General features: G+C 70.9%; 20 protein-coding genes. 17 read left to right on the forward strand and 3 right to left on the reverse strand.

The genetic code is table 11. The annotated features are described in order from the left end of the window. Window positions 1-9: 9 nt before the first annotated feature. Together ACZ4QV_RS26025 and ACZ4QV_RS26030 are read right to left on the reverse strand one after the other, a co-directional pair. Window positions 10-900: a CPBP family glutamic-type intramembrane protease gene (locus ACZ4QV_RS26025; protein WP_467763467.1), complete on the reverse strand. Its 891-nt coding sequence runs from the start codon at window positions 898-900 to the stop codon at window positions 10-12. 326 nt (window positions 901-1,226) lie between these two features. Continuing rightward, entirely contained in the window at window positions 1,227-2,162 is a 936-nt protein-coding gene (locus ACZ4QV_RS26030) for a D-alanyl-D-alanine carboxypeptidase family protein (protein ID WP_361877481.1), read from the reverse strand. Window positions 2,163-2,489: 327 nt separating this feature from the next. Between ACZ4QV_RS26030 and ACZ4QV_RS26035 the strand changes: the two genes are divergently transcribed. The 12 genes from ACZ4QV_RS26035 (at window position 2,490) to ACZ4QV_RS26090 (ending at window position 13,912) form a co-directional block, all read left to right on the forward strand. Further along, window positions 2,490-4,157, forward strand: coding sequence for a sigma-70 family RNA polymerase sigma factor (locus ACZ4QV_RS26035; RefSeq protein ID WP_361877478.1), 1,668 nt, complete (start codon window positions 2,490-2,492; stop codon window positions 4,155-4,157). A 775-nt stretch (window positions 4,158-4,932) separates the two neighbouring features. Continuing rightward, a complete protein-coding gene (locus tag ACZ4QV_RS26040; protein WP_361153613.1) occupies window positions 4,933-5,949 on the forward strand; it encodes a ParB/RepB/Spo0J family partition protein in 1,017 nt (338 codons plus the stop codon). Window positions 5,950-5,991: 42 nt separating this feature from the next. Next, entirely contained in the window at window positions 5,992-6,684 is a 693-nt protein-coding gene (locus ACZ4QV_RS26045; RefSeq protein ID WP_361877475.1) for a nucleotidyltransferase family protein, read from the forward strand. Then, window positions 6,677-7,414: a phosphotransferase gene (locus ACZ4QV_RS26050; protein WP_361153610.1), complete on the forward strand. Its 738-nt coding sequence runs from the start codon at window positions 6,677-6,679 to the stop codon at window positions 7,412-7,414. Before ACZ4QV_RS26045 ends, ACZ4QV_RS26050 begins: the two co-directional genes overlap by 8 nt. A gap of 450 nt (window positions 7,415-7,864) precedes the next feature. Further along, window positions 7,865-8,551, forward strand: coding sequence for a TetR/AcrR family transcriptional regulator (locus ACZ4QV_RS26055; protein ID WP_361637095.1), 687 nt, complete (start codon window positions 7,865-7,867; stop codon window positions 8,549-8,551). A gap of 155 nt (window positions 8,552-8,706) precedes the next feature. Beyond that, on the forward strand, window positions 8,707-8,919 hold the full coding sequence (locus ACZ4QV_RS26060) for an epoxide hydrolase N-terminal domain-containing protein (RefSeq protein WP_361637092.1): 213 nt from the start codon (window positions 8,707-8,709) through the stop codon (window positions 8,917-8,919). A gap of 102 nt (window positions 8,920-9,021) precedes the next feature. Beyond that, the gene (locus tag ACZ4QV_RS26065; protein WP_467763497.1) at window positions 9,022-9,339 is read left to right on the forward strand and encodes an alpha/beta fold hydrolase; all 318 of its coding nucleotides are present in this window, start codon (window positions 9,022-9,024) and stop codon (window positions 9,337-9,339) included. Between the two features lie 122 nt (window positions 9,340-9,461). Further along, window positions 9,462-9,737 (forward strand): alpha/beta fold hydrolase, encoded by a 276-nt coding sequence (locus ACZ4QV_RS26070; protein WP_361637089.1) that lies wholly within the window; start codon window positions 9,462-9,464, stop codon window positions 9,735-9,737. A gap of 125 nt (window positions 9,738-9,862) precedes the next feature. Continuing rightward, complete coding sequence (locus ACZ4QV_RS26075) at window positions 9,863-10,780, forward strand: SGNH/GDSL hydrolase family protein (protein ID WP_361637086.1); 918 nt, start codon at window positions 9,863-9,865, stop codon at window positions 10,778-10,780. A 293-nt stretch (window positions 10,781-11,073) separates the two neighbouring features. Continuing rightward, entirely contained in the window at window positions 11,074-12,342 is a 1,269-nt protein-coding gene (locus ACZ4QV_RS26080; RefSeq protein ID WP_361637083.1) for an acyltransferase family protein, read from the forward strand. A gap of 238 nt (window positions 12,343-12,580) precedes the next feature. Next, window positions 12,581-13,165 (forward strand): TetR/AcrR family transcriptional regulator, encoded by a 585-nt coding sequence (locus ACZ4QV_RS26085; RefSeq protein ID WP_361153595.1) that lies wholly within the window; start codon window positions 12,581-12,583, stop codon window positions 13,163-13,165. Between the two features lie 54 nt (window positions 13,166-13,219). Continuing rightward, window positions 13,220-13,912 (forward strand): nitroreductase, encoded by a 693-nt coding sequence (locus ACZ4QV_RS26090; RefSeq protein ID WP_467763498.1) that lies wholly within the window; start codon window positions 13,220-13,222, stop codon window positions 13,910-13,912. Here the strand turns inward: ACZ4QV_RS26090 and bla are convergent, their stop codons facing one another. Then, a complete protein-coding gene (gene bla / locus ACZ4QV_RS26095) occupies window positions 13,913-14,812 on the reverse strand; it encodes a class A beta-lactamase (RefSeq protein WP_467763499.1) in 900 nt (299 codons plus the stop codon). Between the two features lie 678 nt (window positions 14,813-15,490). Between bla and ACZ4QV_RS26100 the strand changes: the two genes are divergently transcribed. The 5 genes from ACZ4QV_RS26100 (at window position 15,491) to ACZ4QV_RS26120 (ending at window position 19,914) form a co-directional block, all read left to right on the forward strand. Further along, window positions 15,491-17,011, forward strand: a complete 1,521-nt coding sequence (locus tag ACZ4QV_RS26100) for an ATP-binding protein (RefSeq protein ID WP_361587919.1) — start codon at window positions 15,491-15,493, stop codon at window positions 17,009-17,011. Between the two features lie 66 nt (window positions 17,012-17,077). Further along, the gene (locus tag ACZ4QV_RS26105; protein ID WP_361153986.1) at window positions 17,078-17,464 is read left to right on the forward strand and encodes a roadblock/LC7 domain-containing protein; all 387 of its coding nucleotides are present in this window, start codon (window positions 17,078-17,080) and stop codon (window positions 17,462-17,464) included. Further along, entirely contained in the window at window positions 17,461-17,832 is a 372-nt protein-coding gene (locus ACZ4QV_RS26110; RefSeq protein ID WP_361587921.1) for a DUF742 domain-containing protein, read from the forward strand. The genes ACZ4QV_RS26105 and ACZ4QV_RS26110 overlap by 4 nt, the downstream gene beginning before the upstream one ends. Next, window positions 17,813-18,436: a GTP-binding protein gene (locus ACZ4QV_RS26115; protein WP_361153586.1), complete on the forward strand. Its 624-nt coding sequence runs from the start codon at window positions 17,813-17,815 to the stop codon at window positions 18,434-18,436. The genes ACZ4QV_RS26110 and ACZ4QV_RS26115 overlap by 20 nt, the downstream gene beginning before the upstream one ends. Continuing rightward, a complete protein-coding gene (locus ACZ4QV_RS26120; RefSeq protein ID WP_361587924.1) occupies window positions 18,433-19,914 on the forward strand; it encodes a cytochrome P450 in 1,482 nt (493 codons plus the stop codon). Before ACZ4QV_RS26115 ends, ACZ4QV_RS26120 begins: the two co-directional genes overlap by 4 nt. Window positions 19,915-19,949 lie beyond the last annotated feature (35 nt).

Consider the following 19,949-nt stretch of genomic DNA (forward strand, 5'->3'; position numbering starts at 1 on the left):
CGAGCCTGCTCACCGGGCCACGGCGGCTCCGGCACCCGGGTACGGGCGGGGCGCGGAGGGGTGCCGGCGGCCGCCCGGGGCGTACGCGGACGGCCGGAGCCGCCCGGTCAGCGCGAGGAAGCCGACGAACGCGGCCGTGACGATCCAGCCGGGCCAGCCGGTCAGCCCCATGTGCAGGGGGTCCAAGGGAGCGTCCGGCGAGGCGAACACCTTGACCATGCCCACGCCCGCCGTGCTCACGAAGGTGTGGCCGAGGACCGCGGGCACCACCGACGCGGAGCGCAGCCGCAGCCAGGTGAAGACCGGAAGGATGAGTGCACAGGTGATCACCATGGCGGGTACGGACACGTACCAGGGCCGGCCGGGATACTGTCCGCCCATCAGCAGGGTCGGCAGGTGCCACAGCGCGAAGGCGGCGCCGGTGCCCACGTACGCCCACACCAGGCGCGCGCCCCTGCCGTCCCGTGCCAGACGGGGGAAGAGGTAGCCCTGCCAGCCCAGTTCCTCGCCGAAGAACAGCGGCAGGGAGACCAGCATCTGGAGCAGCATGGCGGCGGCCCAGGGAGCGAGCCCCTCCCACCGCACACCGAAGGGATAGTGCCCGGCCACGGTTCCGACGCCGAGCGCTACGGCGGTCAGCGCCGCCGGGATCGCGAGAGCCAGCAGGCAGGAGCGCACGGTGCGGCCGTGGGGCCGGGGCCACCGTAAGGCGAGGACGTCCCGTAGCCGGCCGGCGCGGTCCACGTACCGGACGACGAGGACCGCGGCGAGCGCCGGGGCGAACATCGCGGCCGAGATGCACACCTCCTCCAGCGTGCCGGTCACCGACCGGGCGCTCTCCCGCCGGAATCCCGTGAGCAGGAGGGGCGCCATGGCTGCCCACATGCCCAGGTTGGCCACGGCGAGGAACACCAGGAGCCCGCGACGGCGCGGAGCCGGGGAGGAGGGGCGGGCCGGGAGCGAAGGCGGCTCCGGAGTCGAAGGCGAGTCCGGTGGCGGGGGCGGGCCCGGTGGCGGAGGGGGCGAGGGAGGAAGCGTCCGTGCGGAGTTGGTCATGAGCAAGGACGCTAGAGGTGCGCCCCCGCGCGGAGAATGCGGCCCGCCCCCGTCCCCGCCTGGGGGCACCCCCACCACCGGAGGACACCACCGGGTCCCGCCGTCCCGGAGGGCGGCATGGGAAAGGGCCTGCCCGCGGCAGGAAGCCGCGGGCAGGCCCTCTCCCTACGTCACACCTTGAAGCCGTAGTCCAGCAGCTTCTTCGCGTCGGCGGTGCGGTTGGCCACCGAGGAGGAGGCGAGGACCGTACCGATGACCGTCTTGCCCTTCCGGGTGGCCGCGAAGACCAGGCAGTACTTGGCCTCCGGACCCGAGCCCGTCTTGACGCCGATGGTGCCGGCGTAGCTGCCGAGCAGGTTGTTGGTGTTGGTCCACGACATGAAGCGGTAGCCGCCGCTCTTCGTCGTGACCTTCTGCTTGGTGGACTTGGTGCCCACGACGCTGCGGAACGTGGCGTTCTTCATCGCGCTGGAGGCCAGCTTCGTCAGATCACGCGGCGTCGAGTAGTTCGCACCGTTGCCGATGCCGTCGAACGAGTCGAAGTGCGTGTTCTTCAGACCGAGGTTCTTCGCCGCGGTGTTCATCTGGCCGATGAACGACTTCACCCGCGCCGCCCGCGTGGGCCCGCTGCCGAACTTGTCGGCCAGCGCGTACGCCGCGTCGCAGCCGGACGGAAGCATCAGCCCGTACAGGAGCTGGCGGACGGTGACCTTGTCACCGACGATGAGCCGGGCCGACGAGGCGGTCTTGGCGACGATGTAGTCGCTGTACGCCTTGTCGATCGTGACCTTGGTGTCCAGGTTGAGCTTCTTCTGGGACAGCACCACCTGAGCCGTCATGATCTTGGTGGTGGAACCCATGGAACGGCGGCTGTCCGCCGCCTTGGCGAAGGCTGTCTTGCCGTTGCCGTTGTTCATCACGAAACCGCCCGCCGCGGTGATCGCGGGGGCCTTGGGGGCCGCGGCCTTGACCGCGGCCTTCGCCGGGGCGGCCTGGGGCGCCGCGGCCTGGGCCGGGGCGGCGAACGTCCCGGTCAGCAGAACGGCTCCCGCGGCGGTGACGGCCGTCGCGGACAGGCGACGTACGCCCTTGATGCCAGTTTTCAACGTGTTTTCTCCAAATGCCGCTTCTGTACGGCCACATGAGAGGGTGGCTTTCTCGTGAGACGCACGAGTTACGCCGAAGGATGCACCCGGCGACGCATTTCCCCCAACCTTTCCCCCGACATTTCGGGAGCGGGTGGGGCAAGGCCGCTCCTGGCGGTGTACCTCCGGCGCATCCCTTCGCCCCTCCCGGAGGACAGCGCGCCCGCCCTGTGCGACCGCGTACGCATCTGACGGACGATTGCTCGATTTCTGTTATCGGCCTCGCCCCCGCAGCATCTCCTGTACGTGGGACGGAACAAGCCCGAGCCGAAAGAGAGTGGACAGAGCGTGAGCAGCGAACTCGATCCTGCGGTGATTGCGGCCGCGCAGGCGGGGGACGGGCAGGCCAGGGACCAGCTCGTCACCGCGTCCATGCCCCTGGTGTACAACATCGTGGGACGCGCGTTGCACGGCCACGCGGACGTTGACGACGTGGCGCAGGAGACGATGCTCCGGGCCCTCGGCAGCCTCGGCGACCTCCGTGACCCGGGCAGCTTCCGGTCCTGGCTGGTGGCCATCACGATGAACCAGATACGGGCGCACTGGCGGCAGGACCAGGCCGCCCCCGTCGCCGGTGGCCTGGACGACGCGTACGAGATCCCCGACCCCCGCGCCGACTTCGTGGGACTGACCATCGTCCGCCTCGGCCTTTCCGGACAGCGCCGGGAGGTCGCCGAAGCCACCCGCTGGCTCGACGAGGGAGACCGCGCCCTGCTCTCCCTGTGGTGGCTGGAAGCGGCCGGCGAACTGTCCCGCGCGGAGGTCGCCGCCGCGATGGAGCTGACACCCCAGCACACGGCCGTACGGGTACAGCGGATGAAGTCCCAGCTCGAAGCCTCCCGCGTGGTCGTCCGCGCGCTGTCCGCCACGCCGCGGTGCGTGCTGCTGGACACGGTGACCGAACAGTGGGACGGGGTGCCCTCCGCGCTGTGGCGCAAGCGCATCGCGCGGCACGCCCGCGAATGCACGGTCTGTTCCTCTTTCTCGTCCGGGCTGGTCCCCGCCGACCGGCTGCTCGTCGGCCTGGCCCTGGTGCCGCTGGCCGCCGCCCTCGCGCCGGACACCATGGAGGCCCCGGTCCTCGCGGCCGCCGCTTCCCAGCAGTCCGCCTCCGCCATGCCGGCGACCGCAGGCGGCGCGGCGCCGTCTCCGGCCACCGGCCCGGCCACGGGAGGCGGCCGGGCCCAGCTCCGTGACGCACTACGGGAGAGCCGCCGGGTCCGCCGCCGTCGCGCCGTCACCGCGGCCGCCGTGGCGGCGGCCGCCCTCGCCACGGTGGGCGGCGCGCTGCCGTTGATCACCGGCGGCCCGGACGACGAACCCGGCACCTCACGTGCCGCGACGGAACCCCGGTCGGCCCCCCTGGGCACGCCCTCGGCGACCACACCCACCCCGTCTCCCTCCGAGGCGAGCCACAGTCCGAGCCCCACCCCGACTCCGTCCGCGTCGTCCTCCAAGGAGCCGCACACCCCGAGGAAGAAGCGGGCGCCCTCCGAACCGGCCGCCCCGGCACCGCGCCCGTCCTCCGCCGCCCCCGCCCCCGTCCCGGCCTCGGGTTCCGGAAGCGGCGGGTCGGCGTTCGCCCAGCAGGTCACCACGCTGGTCAATTCCGAGCGCGCCAAACAGGGCTGTTCACCCGTCCGCGCCAACGACCAGCTCGTCACCGCCGCCCGGCGCCACTCCCAGGACATGGACGCCAGAAACTATTTCGACCACACCAGCCCGGACGGTACGGACCCGGGGGACCGCATCACGGCCGCCGGATACCGGTGGAGCACGTACGGCGAGAACATCGCCAGGGGGCAGCGTTCCGCCGACGAGGTGATGAAGAGCTGGATGAGCAGTCCCGGTCACCGGGCGAACATCCTCAACTGCGACTTCAAGGAAATCGGCATAGGCACCCACGACACGTCCGGCGGGCCGACGTGGACGCAGGTGTTCGGCGCGCGGAGCTAGCCGAGTACGGAGGCGAAGACGTATCCGTACGGGCGCGGGGCCGACCGGCCGCCCTCCCCGCCCCGTACGGAGTCGTCCGGCTGTGGACCCGTGCGGATGGGGACCCGTGCGGCTCCGGGAGACTTCAAGGAAATTCTCATCGGACAAGTCCCCACGGAATTGTCCGAATACAGGGCTGCTCCCCGCCCTGAGCAGTCCGGACAAGTGCTGGACAAGTCCTGGACAAGAGCCCCCTTCCCCGCTCCGGCGCACCGGCTCAGCATCAGCAGCACAACGGCATCTTCGAGCCATGTACGCCCGGCACGGGAAGCCGGGCGGGTTCCGGCCGGAGATGTCGTACGACCACGGCCACCTGGGACAACCCGGCCGTGGCGGTGCGGCGTCGGGCCGTCGGCTTGGGGACGGGCCACCGGTTTCCGGCCCGCCGCGCCGAGCGGGGCCGGAGCGGGGGAGCGCGTACGAGCGGATGCGCTCTGTCGCTCCGGAACCGTTCCCGCCCTCCGTCTTTTCGCAATTTCCGGCCAAAAGGTCAAGGTCAAGACCACAAGGCCACAAGGCTGGAAGGTCCGCAGATCGAAAAGCCGACAGTCGGAAAGATGCAATGGGCTGAAAGGCGCAAAAGCCCGAAAGGTGTAAGAGCCCGAAAGGCAGAAACGGTACGGCACCCAACCGGTCACCCTTCCGGCAGTACGGGGGCGGGACCGGGCCCACCCGTGAACCGTCCGCCGCTCCGGAGCCGGAGAGCGAACGGGAATTACGGACCGAGGAGGGGCAAGTGGAACCTGGGCAGTCGCAGGTCGACCTGCACACGGTCGTCGACGTCGAGATCAGTGCCTTGTCGGTGAGCGATTCGCCGAGGATTTCGGGGGAGAACCAGGAGCACATCGAACTGCTGGCGGTCGCCGACGCACCGCTGCCACCCATCATCGTCCACCGTGGCACGCTGCGCGTCATCGACGGCGCACACCGGGTACGGGCTGCCGAGCGGCGCGGCTGGTCCACCATCCCCGTACGGTTCTTCGACGGCGACGACGCGGACGCCTTCGTCCTCGCCGTCGAGTCCAACACGGGCCACGGCCTGCCGCTGACCAAGGCCGACCGCAAGCGCGCGGCCGAGCGCATCATCGCCTCGCACCCGATCTGGTCGAACCGGATGATCGCCTCGATCACGGGAGTGGCACCGGCGACGGTGGCCAAGGTCCGCCGTCGGATGCCGGGCGGCGCGGCCGAACGCGGACGCGTCGGCCAGGACGGCCGCTTCCGCCCGCTCGACGGCGCCCAGGGCCGCAGGCTGGCCGCCGAACTCATCGCCGCGGACCCGGACCTGTCACTCCGGCAGATCGCGCAGCGGACCGGCATCTCCCCGGAGACGGCGCGCGACGTACGCAACCGGATCCGCCGCGGTGAAGAGCCCCTGCTCGCGGCGCGTGGCAAGCGCGGCGGGCAGCAGGGGCGCGGTCCCGGCAGTCCCCCAGGGCAAGGGCTCCGCCCGGCATCCGGGGGTCCGGCGGCGCGCACCAGGATGCCCGTGGCGGACCGGCGCCGGGTCGTGAACCGGCTCATGGGCGACCCGGCCCTGCGCTACAGCGACACCGGCCGCACCCTGCTGCGGCTGCTCGGCATCCACACCGTCAGCCCGGAGGAGTGGGAGAAGATCACGGACGGCCTCCCGCAGGGCCATCGGCGAACCGTCGCCCAGTTGGCCCGCGCCTACGCCGACAACTGGTCGGAACTGGCCCATCGCGCCGCCGAACGCGATGCCGCCGCGCCGGCCGGGGTGCGAGGGATGTAAGGGCCTGGGCGTGAGCCGGGCGCAATGTGGTAGGCAAGGCCGGTGATCAGCAGACTCCCTCGCGACCGGCAACTCGACTCCCTGCGTGCGACGCTCTCCCGCAACGACGTGTTGACGGAGGTGCTGTCGCGTACCGCGACGCTGGGCCTGCCCGGGTGGTACGTGACGGCGGGATGCCTTTTCCAGACCGTGTGGAACGTGGTCACGGGCAGGCCGCCGACGGCCGGCATCAAGGACTACGACGTCTTCTACTTCGACGACACGGACCTGTCCTGGGAGGCGGAGGACGCGGTCATCGAGGCCGGACGCGAGGTCTTCACCGGGCTGCCCGCCGAGGTCGAGATCCGCAACGAGGCGCGCGTCCACCTCTGGTACGAGGACAAGTTCGGCGTGGCCTGCCCGCCGCACGGCTCCACCGAGGACGCCATCGACCGTTTCGCCGCGACGACCTGCTGCCTGGGCGTGCGCACGGAGCAGGACGGCCGGTGGCGGGTGTACGCGCCGCACGGACTGTCGGACGTGTTCAACCTCGTCGTCCGCCCCAACCCCGTCCTCGCGCCGCGGTCGGTCTACGAGGCGAAGGCGGCCCGGTGGCAGGAGCAGTGGCCCGAACTGACCGTCCTCGAATGGCCCGCGTCGAGCGGCACGGGTGGCACGAGCACGGCGGATGCCACAGGTATCCCGGACGCCACGGGCGTAACGACCGGCAGCCCTCCGCAGCGGCAGAATGTCTGAAACGCCGCTGCCGGGCGGCTTCGTCCAGCACGTCGTACGGGTCGGCGCCACGGTGCGCCGTCCTGCCTCGGCCGCCACCGTCTTCGTCGGCGAACTGTTGAAGCTCTTCGAGGCCCACGGCTGGCCCGGCGCGCCGCGGTACCTCGGCATCGACGAGGACGGGCGCGAAACCCTGACCTACCTGGACGGACACGTGGCCTGGGCACGCGAGCAGCCGCCGGCCGTGCACGCGGCGGAGTCCCTGGAGCGGGTCACCCGGCTCGTACGCGAGTTCCACGACCTGACGGCCGGCACCGCACTGGCCGGAGCGCACGAAGTCGTCTGCCACAACGACCTCGCGCCCAGGAACACGGTCTACCGCCCTGCCGGCGGCACCCTGCGCCCGGTGGCCTTCATCGACTGGGACCTGGCGGCGCCGGGCGAACGCGTCCACGATGTCGCTCACGTGTGCTGGCAGTACATCCGCCTCGGGCCGCGAGTCAAGGATGTCGCCGACAGCGCGCGGCGGTTGCGGCTGGTCGCCGACACGTACGGCCTGACCGACCGGGACGGGCTCATCCCCGCGATCCTGTGGTGGCAGGACCGGTGCCGACGGGGCATCGAGGCCGCCGCCCGGGCGGGAGACCCGGCGATGGTCCGCCTCCGCGACGCCGGCGCGGTCACGGAGGTCCGGGACGCCTTCGCGTGGGTCGGTGCTCACCGCGACCTGCTGGCCCGCGCGCTCCGCTGACGGAGCCGCGTCTCGACGGAGGCGCGCTTGCCTCCCGATCGGCGGCCGCAGACTCGGGATCGGCTCGCGTCGCCGGAATCGACGTGGCGGCCCACCCGGACCGGCTACGCCGGGCGATCGGACCCGTGGCCCAGAAACCCGGCACCGACCCGATGCCACCGCGGCCGAGAAACCTGCTGCTCGCGGGCCGCCTCCAAGGGTTGCCCGGACGGGGCGCCAGGGGGCGCGGGTCCGTGAATTCGTGCGGCGGTTCGGCCTGGCCGCCGCCGCGGACCGCCTGGTGCGCACGTACTCCGGTGGCATGGCGTCCGGGCGCCCCGGCCCTGCTCGCCGCTGTGGCTCTCGCGATGAATCCTGGTCACGCGAGCGTTCCGGGGCTGCCGCAGGTCGGCGTAGGGAGAGCGTTGCGGTAGGGGCCGAGGAGCAAGGAGGAGGCGTACGGCTCTGCTCGTGCGTTGTACGCATACTGCATACGATCTGCCGTCGACGGGCCCGCCCGAAGGCAAGACCGCCGAGGAAGCGGCGGTCAGTGGTGAATGCCGGCCCGCCGAACCAGGTGGCGGGCGGCGGACCCGTCGCAACGACCCCGACCGCAGGACACGCATCCTGGACGTCACCCTCTACGTCATCGCGGAGTACGGAGTGGTGGGGACGACGCATCGGCACATCGCCGCCCGGGCGGACGTGCCGCTCGGGTCGGTCACCTACCACTTCGCCAACCTGACCGATCTCCAGGCGCAGGCGTTCGCCCGGCATGTCGAGCGGCAGGCCAGGGTGTTCGAGAACCGGTTCAAGGACATCGAAACGCACGAGCACTTCGTCGACGTCCTGGTCGGCCTCGTCCATGAAGGCCCCGCCCGGCACCGCAGCGCGGTCCTCGGCTTCGAGTCGCACCTGGCCGCCCTCCGCGACCCCGGACCGCGCACCCTGACACAGACGTGGACGGAGGACAGCCGCAGCGTTCTCGCCCGTTTCGCCGGTCCGGACGGGACAGCCCGCCTCGACGCCCTGCTGGAGGGGGGATCATGCATGCGCTCCTCATGGCCGCGCCGGAGTCGCGCGAGGCGACGCGCGACGCGATCGCCCGGACACTCGGCCCGGCCGACCGGCCAGGAATATGACCGACCGGGAATGTGACCGGGGCGCCTGTCATCACCCCCGTCAGGTGAGAACGGAGCCATGGAGGCCCCTGTGACCCGCCACACGCCCATCCGCCCGCCCATGCTCGCCGTCACCGAGGCGGAGCTGGACGACCTGCGCTCACGACTGCTCCACACCCGCTGGCCGACCCCTTGGCCCACCGACGAGGGGGAGGCCGGCACCGACCCCGGCGAACTGCGGCGCCTCGTCACCCACGGGCCTCCACGGACGACTGGCGGGCTCACGAAGCCACCATCAACGCGCTGCCGTCGCACCTCGCGGACATCGACGGCACCCCCGTCCACCACCTCCGCTTCGACGGCGAACGCCCTGGCGCCCTGCCGCTCGTCCTGACCAACGGGTAGCCCAGCTCCTTCCTCGAACTGACCGCCATCGCCCACCGCCTGGCCACGCCGTCGCGATACGGGGGCGACGCCGCCGACGCGTTCACCGTCATCGTCCCCTCGCTGCCCGGGTTCGCCTTCTCACCCCAGCGGCCCTCGCTCACGGAGTCCCCACAGACGCATGAGATCTGGCACCGTCTCCTGCGCGACGAACTCGGATACGAGCGCTACGCGGCGCACGGGCGCGACCTGGGCGCCGGCATCACCTCCCGGCTCGGCGAGGCGCACCCCGAGGCCGTGGTGGGCATCCATCTGACGGCGGTCGCCTACGACGCGGCCGGTTCACTCCCGAGGAGCGGGAGTACCTCGATTCCGTCGCGGCGTGGTCCGCGGCGGAGGGCGGGCACCTGTACCAGCAGAGCACCCGCCCGCTCACACTGAGCTACGGTCTTGCCGACTCGTCGGCCGGGCTGCCGGCCTGGCTCGTCGAGAAGTACCGTGCGTCGAGCGACTGCGGTGGAGACCTGTCATCCCGGTTCAGTGACGACTTCCTCCTCACGCAGGTGTCGCTCTACTGGTTCACCCGTACCGTCTCGACGTCCTTCCGGCCCTGCTACGAGTACGCCCAGGGACTGACGAGGAGGGTCGAGCGGGTCGACGTCCCCACCGCCGTCGCCCTGTTCCCGGCCGACCTCACCCGGCCGCCCCGCAGCCGGACCGAGCGCACGTACAACGTCACCAGGTACACCCGCATGCCCCGGGGCGGACACTTCGCCGCCCACGAGGAACCCGAACTCCTCGCGCACGACCTCACCGAGTCCTTCCGCACCCACCGGTGATCGAAGAGACGGCCGGACCCGGATTGCGGTCACCGTGTGAGCGCCGTATGACGGGCGTTTCCGCGGTATGTGAGCGGCAGATGACAGGCGCCGGTATCGCCTGTGCGCCGTGATTGCCTCGAAGCATGCACAGCAAGCACATGGACCAGACCCCGTCCCCCTCGCAGCAGCCCGCCACGCCCGCCACATCCACCCCGTCCGCCGCACTCGCCGCCCCGGTGCGGCGCTCCGGAGGGCTCAAGTCGCCGGGCATGGCCGCCGGGGCCGTCCTCGTCGTGGGCGCCTCCCTTCTCGCCCTCACCGGCTGCGGCACCGCGGAGTCCGGCAAGGACGACGGTGCCGCGGCGTCCGCCGCCGCGTCGCCCGCGGAGAACAAGGGCGGGAAGCACCTCTCCAAGCTGCTCTGGATGGGCGACTCGATAGCCGAGGCGGAGGCGCCCGCCCTGGGGGCCGCCATGAAGGCCGGCGGCGTGGAGTTCAAGTCCATCGCTTCCGCGGGCGGCGGCACGGTCGTCAAGGGGGAGGGGCCCACCGCCGACTTCGCCGACAGCACCTTCAAGGACCTGTCCAAGGCGGTCGGCTCCTTCCACCCGGACGTCATCGCCTACCAGGTCACCACCTACGACTGGGGAACCCCCGCCCAGCAGAGCAGCTCGTACGAGCGCCTCGCGAAGGCCGCGAAGAACGCGGGCGCCGAACTCGTCATCGTCTCGGCCCCACCGTTCAAGATCGACGAGTTCTACAAGGGGCACGAGGCGGCCATCGCGTCGGCGCCGAAGGCGGCCAAGGAGGCGGCCGGGAAGAACCCGGGTCAGATCCGTTTCCTCGACGCCTCCGCGCTGTGGGGCACCGACGGCGCCGCGGCGAAGGCCCAGCGCAGCAAGGACGGCATCCACTCCTGCCAGCAGGGCTCCGCGGCGTTCGCCAACTGGTTCGGGCAGCAGCTGAGCAAGCAGTACTCCTTCACGCCCGCTTCCGCGGACCGGTGGGCGAAGGGCTCGTGGACCGGCGACAAGGTCTACGGCCAGCTCAAGTGCGGGTGAGCCCGTACGGCTCCAGGTATGTGACTGCCGCCGCGGCCCCTGCCCTGCCGCAGCGGCTGCGGCTGCCGCTGCGTCAGCCGGTCCCGGTGTTGCTGCTGCCGCCGCTTCCATAGGCCGTTCTTCGTGCCGTAGCCGAGGCTGCGCGGCGGCCGGTTCGTTGCTCCGGGCGACAGCCCTGCCGCCGGCCGCCGCCTGCCCGGAGCGACGACTGGCTTCGGCCGACCTCCGCCTGCCCCGAGCGCCAGCCTCCCGCACCTCGCTGCCCTCCTAGCCACCCCCAGAAGGACCCGTTCATGCCGACGTCTGCGGCCACACCGCCCTCCCCGCCGCCCTCTCCGCTGCCTTCCCGCCGCCACGGCCGCCCCGGACCGCGCGCGACCGGGCGGCACATCACCCCCCTGGACGGTCTGCGCGGCCTCGCCGTCCTGGGGGTGCTGTTCTTCCACGCCGGGCACTTCGGCGGCGGTTTCCTCGGCGTGGACCTCTTCTTCGTCCTGTCCGGCTTCCTCATCACCGGCCTGTTGCTCAAGGAGGCCGCGAACCGGAACGGTACGGTCGGCCTCGCGGCCTTCTGGGAACGCCGGGTACGCCGTCTGCTGCCCGCGCTGACCGTGATGATCGTCGCCGTCCTGCTCCTCGTCCGGGCGGCCGGGCCCTCGTACCTGCTGGGCTTCGCCCTGGAGGACGGCCCGTGGGCCGCGCTCCAAGCGACGAACTGGCACTTCATCAGCGACCAGGTCGGCTACTGGAACGACGGCGACACCCGCGTCTTCAGTCACCTGTGGAGCATCGGGGTCGAGTGGCAGTTCTACGTCGTCTGGCCGGTGGTGGTCGCGGTCCTCGCCAGAAGGCGCGCCACCCGCCGTCTCGTGCCCGTGGTCGCCGCCGCCGGTGCCGTCCTCTCCCTGGTGGTCATGGTCGCCCTCGCGCACGGTCCGGACACCACGCGCGTGTACGAGGGCACCGACACCCGGGCCTTCTCGCTGCTGCTGGGTGCCCTGATGGCGACCGATCCGGTACGCCGTCTGCTGTCGAGGACGCCCGGCCGCCTGGCCGACGGCCTCTGTGCCGCCCTGGTGTGCGGCCTCGGCGCCTACTGGTGCCTGACCGGCGGTCCGGGCGACTCCTTCCTCTTCCGTGGCGGCCTCTTCCTCCACGCTCTGGCCGCCGCCCTGCTGATCGCCCTGCTCGCGCACACCCCGGCCGGACCGGTCGGCCGTCTCCTGGGAAGCAAGCCCTTGCGCTCACTGGGCGCCGTCTCCTACAGCCTCTACCTCTGGCACTGGCCGATCTACCTGCTCCTCACCGAGGACGTCCTCGGTTTCGGCGGTTGGGCCCGTACGGCGGTCCTCCTCGCGGTCTCCCTCGCCGCCGGGTGGCTGTCCAAGGTGCTGGTGGAGGACCCGGTACGGTTCAAGGCCCGCTGGGCCAGGGGGCGTACGGGTGCGGCCGGCCTGGCCGCGGTGCTCGCAGCCGTAGCCGGTGTCTGCCTCCTTGTGCCGGCACCGGCCCCGGGCGCCGACTCGGTGGATCTCACGCAACTCACCGCCGGTTCAGGCTGACCGCCACCCGGCTGTCACCGGTGACAGGTGACCGGTCATCTGTCACCGGCCACCTGTCACTGCAACCCGCCTCTGTCGCTTGCCCCACCACCGCTGTCCGCGGAAATCGGCTCACCGTCCGCGCAACGCTCCCTCCTTCGCCTTCTCCGGCACCGTTTGACGCCCCGCGTACCGATCGGTACCGTCTAGCGCGTACCGATCGGTACGCCTGCGTTGTCGAGCGTGAACCGGAGTTCCGATGGCAGACGAACAGCAGCAGCGCTCGCCGGCGGGCCGGCGTGTGTGGGAGACCGCGTGCGAGCTCTTCTACCAGGAAGGCATCCGTTCGGCGGGGGTGGCCGAGATCGCGGAGCGGTCGGGCGTCGGAAAGCCGAGCATCTACCGCAACTTCGCGTCCAAGGACGGCCTCGCGCTGGCTTATGTGAAAGCGAAGGCGGTGCCCTCCCGCGTCTGGCTGGAGACGGCACGCGCCGCCTGCCCGGACGACCCCGCGGCGCAACTCCGTCACGTCATCGCGGCCATCGCCGACCAGATCAGTGAGCCCGGATACCGGGGCTGCCCGCTGGTGAACGCGTCCGTCGAGTTCCCCGACCGCACCCACCCGGTACGCGTCGCCGTCGAAGAACTGAAGGTCGATTACCTGGAACTGCTGACGGAAATCGTCTCGCAGTTGCCTGTGCGCGATCACCGCACCCTGGGCTACATGCTCCAGATGCTGGTGGAAGGCGCCAGCGTCACCACCCAGTTCTACGCGCCCGAGAAGTCGGCCACCGCGCTGAAAGAAGCGGCCGATCGCCTCATCGACTCCTTTCTGGAGCAGTGACCACCGAATCGGTCGCGAGCATCCGCACCCGTACGAAAAGAGAAACCCATGAGCATGGCCACCTGTGCGCCCGCCCACGCCGAACACCTGATACGCGCCCGGCGCGCGACCCGTGCCTTCACCCCGGAAGCCGTGCCCGAGGACACCGTGCGCGCCGTCTTCTCCCTGGCCGGCGCGGCTCCCTCCAATTCCAACACACAGCCCTGGCAGGTCGAAGTGGTCAGCGGCACGGCCAGGGACCGGCTGAGCGCGGACCTGACCGCCGCACACGCCGATCAGCGCATGTCACTGGACTTCCCTTACCGGGACGACTTGTACACCGGTGCGTACGCGCAGCGTCGCCACGAGGCGGGCGCGGCGATGTACGGCGCACTCGGCATCGGCCGAGACGACCATGAAGAGCGCGCGGCATTCACCGCGGAAAGCCTGAACTTCTACGGGGCTCCGCATGTCGCGCTGCTGTTTCTGCCGCCCAACGCCGAAGAACGTATGGCCGCCGATCTCGGCATGTACGGGCAGACGCTCCTGCTGGCCATGACGGCGTACGGGATCGCCAGCTGCCCGCAAGGCCTCCTGAGCTTTTACGCCGATACCGTCCGTGAATCACTGGGCCTCGACAGCGACGGCACGCGTCACAACAAGCTGCTGTTCGGCATCTCCTTCGGATACGCGGACACCTCCGCCCCCATCAACAACATCACCGTCCGCCGCGCCGAACTGTACGAGACCACCCGCTTCCACGGTTGATCACGTAAGCGCGGCCACCACGTATTCCGCGGCCCGGGCAAGGAGGTTCTGGTCGTACGCGGCGTCCTTCTCGGGCTTGCTGGACAGGATCGAGATGACGAGCGGCGGTACGGATTCAGCAGGCCACGCGATGGCGATGTCGTTGAGCGTGCCGTAGTCCCCGGTCCCGGTCTTGTCAGCCACGGTCCAGCCCTTCGGGACGCCGGCCCGAATACGCTGTGCTCCGGTGGTGTTCCGTACCAACAGATCGCGGAGAAACCCGCGTTTGCCGGCCGATAGTACGCTCCCCAGCACGAGCTTTCGGTAGTCCGTGCCGAATGCGCGGGGAGATGTGGTGTCGCGCGGGTCTCCCGGAGTGGCTTCCGTGATCGCGGGCTCGATCCGGTCCATCCGGGTGACCGGATCGCCGATACCGCGGGCGAACGCCGTCAGTTTCCCCGGCCCGCCGAGATCCCGGAGCAGCAGGTTCCCGGCCGTTCCGTCGCTGTGGCGGACCGCCGCATCGCACAGTCGACGGATCGACATTCCCGTGGCCACGTGCTTCCCGGTGACGGGGGAGTGCTTCAGCAGATCGTCTTCGCCGTACGTGACGACCGTGTCCAGATGCGACAGCGGATTACCGTGCAGGACCGCCGCGGCCGCCAGCCCCTTGAACGTGGAGCAGAACGCGAACCGTTCGTCCGCCCGGTGCGTCACGGTCGCACCCGTGCCGGTGGCCAGTGCGTACACCCCCAGACGCGCGCCGTACTCCCGCTCCAACTCGTCCAGGGGCCGGTGCTGTCGGCGTTCGGGAGCCATGGAGGGCGGGGCGGGAGCGGTCGGGGATGCGTCGGCCCCGCCGCTCGTGCATCCGGCCAGCGGCACGAACGCCGCCGCTCCCAGGAGCGCGCGGCGCGACAGGGGTGATCGCGAAACCGTCACAGTTTTCCTCCGCAGATGCGTTCGGCGACTTGCGGCGATGGTACGGCCGCGAGGGGGCGGCGGCCCGGCCACGTCGATCGTTCCCGGAACGGGCAGGAGGGGCCAGGGCGTTGGGCATGGCCGCCGAGCGTCAGGTGTGAGCAGGCGTGACGGTCATCGGCTTGCCACCGGTCGTCCTCTCGGACGAGGGCAGAGCGTCGCTACCGACGGCGCTCTCCGTGCGGCGCTGCCGTTGATCGAAATTCCGGGCCGTACAAGTAAATCCGGGCATTCACTTCGCAATCGCCACGCCTTACCGCGATTCCTTGGAATGGCTAGCGCCAAACGATTCTGCTGACGTTCGTACGTGAGTGCATTCATGTGTGCTGTGCACATGCCCCTCGGAGCCAATCGGGCCCCGCTATGCTCACTGCCGCGCAGCGAGTTGTGGCAGTTGCGGCATGAAGCCGGTGACTGTCGTGAGGTCGCCACCGTGCGGGGTGTCCGGGGTTCAGGAACCCGGAAACCGCGCGCGGCAGGTCGGCTCGGCGTGCCCTGCGGTGATTGTTCGGTGTGTGCGAACCAACGGTCGCCCGTCGCATTTCCCGCCGCCTTTCCTGCGTAAGTGAATTCCGTGTACGACGTCCTGTCCCTTCCCTTAGTGCTCTGAGGCTGCCGATGGTTCGTGCTGATGCGTCACCTGGAAGGCCGGGGCCGGCCTCCACCGCGAGGTGGCCGCTGCCGCCCCTGCTCCTGGCCATATGTGTGGCCGTGGCTGTTCCGTTGCTGCCTTCGGCAACCCGTGCCCACGTCGTCTGGATCGGCGTCCTGGCGACTGCGGCCGTGGCTGCCGCGGACTTCAAGGCCGCGCGCCGGGGCCGCGCGATGGACGCGCTGCGCAAGCAGTACGCCGAGAGAGAGGCCGCCCTGCAACGGCAGTTGGCCGAGCAGGAGGTCGAGACGGTACGGATGGCCAAGGAGACCCTGCCTGCGGCCATGGCGCGGCTCCAGCAGGGAAATTCGGTCGAGGACGTACTGCGCAGCACCGCCCAGGCGTCCCGGGTGAGCCCCCGGTTCGAAGCCGCGCACCACGCGGTGCTGCGCTACGTCCTCCAGGCCGTGGAGGCCGAGGAGGACCTGCGTGACGCCGCCCAGCGGGCCTTCGTCAACATCGCCCGGCGCGTCCAGGCCATCGTGCACCAACAGGCGCTGGAACTGCGCGAGATGGAGGACCGGCACGGCCAGGACCCGCACGTCTTCGGCGACCTGCTGCACCTCGATCACCGGACCGCGCTGATCGGCCGGCTGGCGGACAGCATCGCCGTCCTCGGCGGTGCCCGGCCGGGGCGGCAGTGGCAGAAGGACATCCCGCTGTTCAACGTGTTGCGCGGTGCCATGTCCCGGATCACCGACTACCAGCGCGTCGACCTGCACTCGGTGGCCGATGTCGGCGTTCTCGGCCGTGCGGCCGAGCCGCTGATCCACGCCGTGGCCGAGCTGCTGGACAACGCCACCCGCTACTCACCGCCGCAGACCCGCGTCCACCTGACCGCGACCGAGGTGCAGTCCGGTGTGGCCGTCGAGATCGAGGACGCCGGGCTCGGTCTGACCGACGAGGCCCGCATCCGCGCCGAGCGGGCCCTGGCACAACGCTCCGGCGGCGGACTGGACCTGGACGACCTGGGGGAGTCCCCGCGACTCGGCCTGGCCGTGGTCGGCCGGCTGTCCCACACGAATCACTTCAAGGTCTCGCTGCGCGTCTCCGCGTACGGCGGCGTACGGGTGGTCCTGGTCGTACCGCCGGAGCTGATCACCGTGACCCCGGTGCCCGGCGGAGCTTTGGCCAAGGCCCCCAGCCTGCCGCCGCCCCGCCGCCCCAGCGGCCCGAAGCACCGGGCCGAAGCGGCCGCCGAGGAGCCGGTGCCCGCCGACGGGCCCCGCACCCCCAACGGGCTTCCGCAGCGCAGGCGGCGCACCCGGTCCGTGATCCCGTCCGCACGGCCGCAGCAGGCAACGCCCTCCGCCGCTGCCCCCCGCCCCCCGGCGTCGGGCGGCCGTTCCGCACCGGCCGGGCTGTGGATGTCCGCATTCCTCGACGGTGCCTCCGACGGCGCATCCGGCGGTGATACCGGCGCGTCTCCGGCGGAGGCCCCGGCGCGGCGCTCCCGAAGTACGGGCGACGAAGAGCCCGAGCAGTGACCGAGCGGGCAGATGAGCCAGCAGACAAGGAAGAGTGAGCAAGTGGCGACAAAGCAGCGGCTCAACATGGACTGGATGCTGGAGGAGTTGGCGTCCAGCGTGCCGCAGACCCGTAATGTCGTGGTGCTGTCCTCGGACGGCTTGTGCATGGCGCAGTTCGGTACGGAGAACGACACCGCCGACCGCCTCGCCGCCGCCTGTGCCGGACTGCAGAGCCTGTCGGCGGCCATCGCCTCGGAGTTCCCGCGGGGCGACGGCCGGATGAAACTCGTCGTCGTCGAGGTCGACGGCGGATTCTTCTACCTGATGGCGGCCGGCGCGGGAGCCTATCTGGCGGTGCTCGCCGACGACGACGTGGACGCCGGCCTCATAGGGCAGCGGATGCGTGACCTGGTCGCCCGGATCGGCCAGCACCTCAGCAGCCCGCCGCGGGCGGACCGGCAGGTCCCATGAGCGACCCGGAGCAGGAACAGCACCGGGCCTGGGAAGAGGGCGGCCCCGAGCGGCTCTACGTCATCACGTCCGGCCGGCAGGTGCCCGAGCGGCACTCCTCCCTGGACATGGTCACGCTGATCGTGAGCCGCAACGAGCCCGGCCCGGGCATGCAGCCCGAACTCGCCGCCATCGTCCGCATATGCGACTACCCGCTGTCCGTGGCCGAACTCTCCGCGTACCTCCATCTGCCGGTCTCCGTGATCACCGTGCTGCTCACGGACCTCCTGGCGAGCGGGCACGTCGAAGCCCGGGCGTCGGCGCTGACCCAGTCGCTGCCCGACATCGAACTCTTGGAGGCGGTGATGCATGGACTACAGAATCTCTGAACCCGTCGTCGGCCCCCGGCACGAAGACACCTTGCCGGCCTCGGTCACCACCGCCGTGAAAGTGGTGATCGTCGGCGGCTTCGGGGTCGGCAAGACCACCCTGGTGGGATCGGTCAGCGAGATCAGGCCGCTCACCACCGAGGAGATCATGACGCAGGCCGGCGCCGGGGTGGACGACCTCGCCGGTGTCGAGCGCAAGAACGAGACCACCGTGGCGATGGACTTCGGCCGGATCACCCTCAGCGACGAGCTGGTGCTCTACGTCTTCGGCACTCCGGGCCAGCAACGGTTCTGGTTCCTGTGGAACGGGCTCTTCGAAGGCGCACTGGGCGCCGTGGTCCTCATCGACACCCGGCGGCTGGAGGACAGTTTCGACGTGATGGGCCGGCTGGAGGAACGCGGGGTGCCCTTCATCGTCGCCATCAACGCCTTTCCGGACGCCCCCTCGTACCCGGCGTCCGAGCTCCGGCAGGCCCTGGACATCCCCGACGGCGTGCCGGTGATCGACTGCGATGCCCGCGAACGCGTCTCCAGCCGCGACGGCCTGCTGACCCTCATGCGCTATCTGCACGCCCTCACCACGACGACCCCGGAGCGACGGTGACCTCCTCTCCCCACGAACATTCCCGCACCGCGTGGGCACCCACCCCGCCGCCGCAGTGCCCGGCCCACGCCCGGTTCGGCGCCACGGACGGACTGGCGCGGCTCTTCGGACCCGAGGCGGCCGAAGACCCCATGGGCCTGTACGAGCGGCTGCGCGCCCGGCACGGGTCCGTCGCGCCCGTCCTGCTCGACGGCGACCTCCCGGCCTGGCTCGTCCTCGGGTACCGCGAGATCCTGGAGGTCGCCGGTACCCCCGCCCGCTTCAGCCGCGACTCCCGCAACTGGCGCTGGTTCAGGGAAGGGCGGGTCCCCCCGGACTCCCCGCTGCTCCCGATGATCGCCTGGCAGCCGGTCTGCCTGTTCCTGGACGGCGAGGAGCGCAGCCGGCTGCGCCTGGCGGTCACCGACAGCCTGGAGCGCTTCAACCGCCGCGGTATCCGGCGGCACATCACCCGCTTCACGCACCAACTGATCGACGGCTTCGCCGAGCGCGGGGAGGCGGACCTGGCCGAGGAGTTCTGCGAACACCTGCCCATGCTCGTCCTGACGCAGTTGCTGGGCATGCCCGACGAGTACGGGCCGCGGCTGGTCGCGGCCAGCCGGGACATGGTGGCGGGCACCGAGACCTCGGTGGCCAGCAACGCGTTCATCGTGGAGACCCTCACCGAACTCGTGCGGCGCAAGCGCGGGAGTCATGGTCACGACATCACGTCCTGGCTGATCGAACACTCCTCGGGGCTGACCGACGAGGAGGTGTGGAACCACCTGCGGGTCATCCTCATCGCCGCCAACGAGACCACGGTCAATCTCCTCAAGAGCACCCTGCGGATGGTGCTGACCGACCCCCGGTGCCACGCGTCGCTGGCCGGCGGGCAGATGACCTTGCCCGACGTGGTGGAGCAGGTGCTGTGGAGCGAACCGCCGCTGATGACCATCCCCGGCCGCTGGGCCGCCGTGGCCACGGAGGTCGGGGGCCAGAAGATCGAGGCGGGGGACATGCTGCTGCTCGGCCTGGCCGCCGGGAACCACGACCCGGCCGTCCGCCCGGACCCCTCGGTCCCGCTGCTCGGGAACCGCTCGCATCTCGCCTTCAGCAGCGGTCCCCAGGAGTGCCCCGGCCAGAACATCGGCCGCGCCATCGCCGACACCGGTATCGACACGCTGCTGGCGAGGCTCCCCGACGTACGGCTGTGCATTCCCGAGGATCAACTGCGCTGGACATCAGGGTGGATGACACGGCACCTGACCAGCCTCCCGGTGACGTTCGCCGCGTCCCGGTCGCGGAATTCCGCCGCGTCCGCCGGCCCGGCGCGTGCCCTCGCGGAGACCGGGCGCGATCAGGGGAGCGGCCCGGACGGTGGTGCGGCGCCCGCGGCCGAGCCCGCTGTTCCGTTGCCGTCGGTGGTGTCCTTGCCGGTTCCCGCCCGAAGGAGGCGTACGGGATGGTGGAACTCGTTGAAGGCGTGGCTGCGGGGCTGACTTCCCCGGGGTAGGGGAGGGACGCCCTGACGCTG

It is taken from the genome of Streptomyces sp. NPDC026394 (genome assembly GCF_055567735.1).

What these genes read in the sequence shown, in the direction of transcription:
- ACZ4QV_RS26115 (WP_361153586.1), top strand. Translation starts at nt 17,813, where the DNA reads ATGGACTACAGAATCTCTGAACCCGTCGTCGGCCCCCGGCACGAAGAC.
- ACZ4QV_RS26080 (WP_361637083.1), top strand. Translation starts at nt 11,074, where the DNA reads ATGCCGACGTCTGCGGCCACACCGCCCTCCCCGCCGCCCTCTCCGCTG.
- ACZ4QV_RS26075 (WP_361637086.1), top strand. Translation starts at nt 9,863, where the DNA reads ATGCACAGCAAGCACATGGACCAGACCCCGTCCCCCTCGCAGCAGCCC.
- ACZ4QV_RS26085 (WP_361153595.1), top strand. Translation starts at nt 12,581, where the DNA reads ATGGCAGACGAACAGCAGCAGCGCTCGCCGGCGGGCCGGCGTGTGTGG.
- ACZ4QV_RS26105 (WP_361153986.1), top strand. Translation starts at nt 17,078, where the DNA reads ATGGACTGGATGCTGGAGGAGTTGGCGTCCAGCGTGCCGCAGACCCGT.
- ACZ4QV_RS26110 (WP_361587921.1), top strand. Translation starts at nt 17,461, where the DNA reads ATGAGCGACCCGGAGCAGGAACAGCACCGGGCCTGGGAAGAGGGCGGC.
- ACZ4QV_RS26100 (WP_361587919.1), top strand. Translation starts at nt 15,491, where the DNA reads ATGGTTCGTGCTGATGCGTCACCTGGAAGGCCGGGGCCGGCCTCCACC.
- ACZ4QV_RS26090 (WP_467763498.1), top strand. Translation starts at nt 13,220, where the DNA reads ATGGCCACCTGTGCGCCCGCCCACGCCGAACACCTGATACGCGCCCGG.
- ACZ4QV_RS26050 (WP_361153610.1), top strand. Translation starts at nt 6,677, where the DNA reads ATGTCTGAAACGCCGCTGCCGGGCGGCTTCGTCCAGCACGTCGTACGG.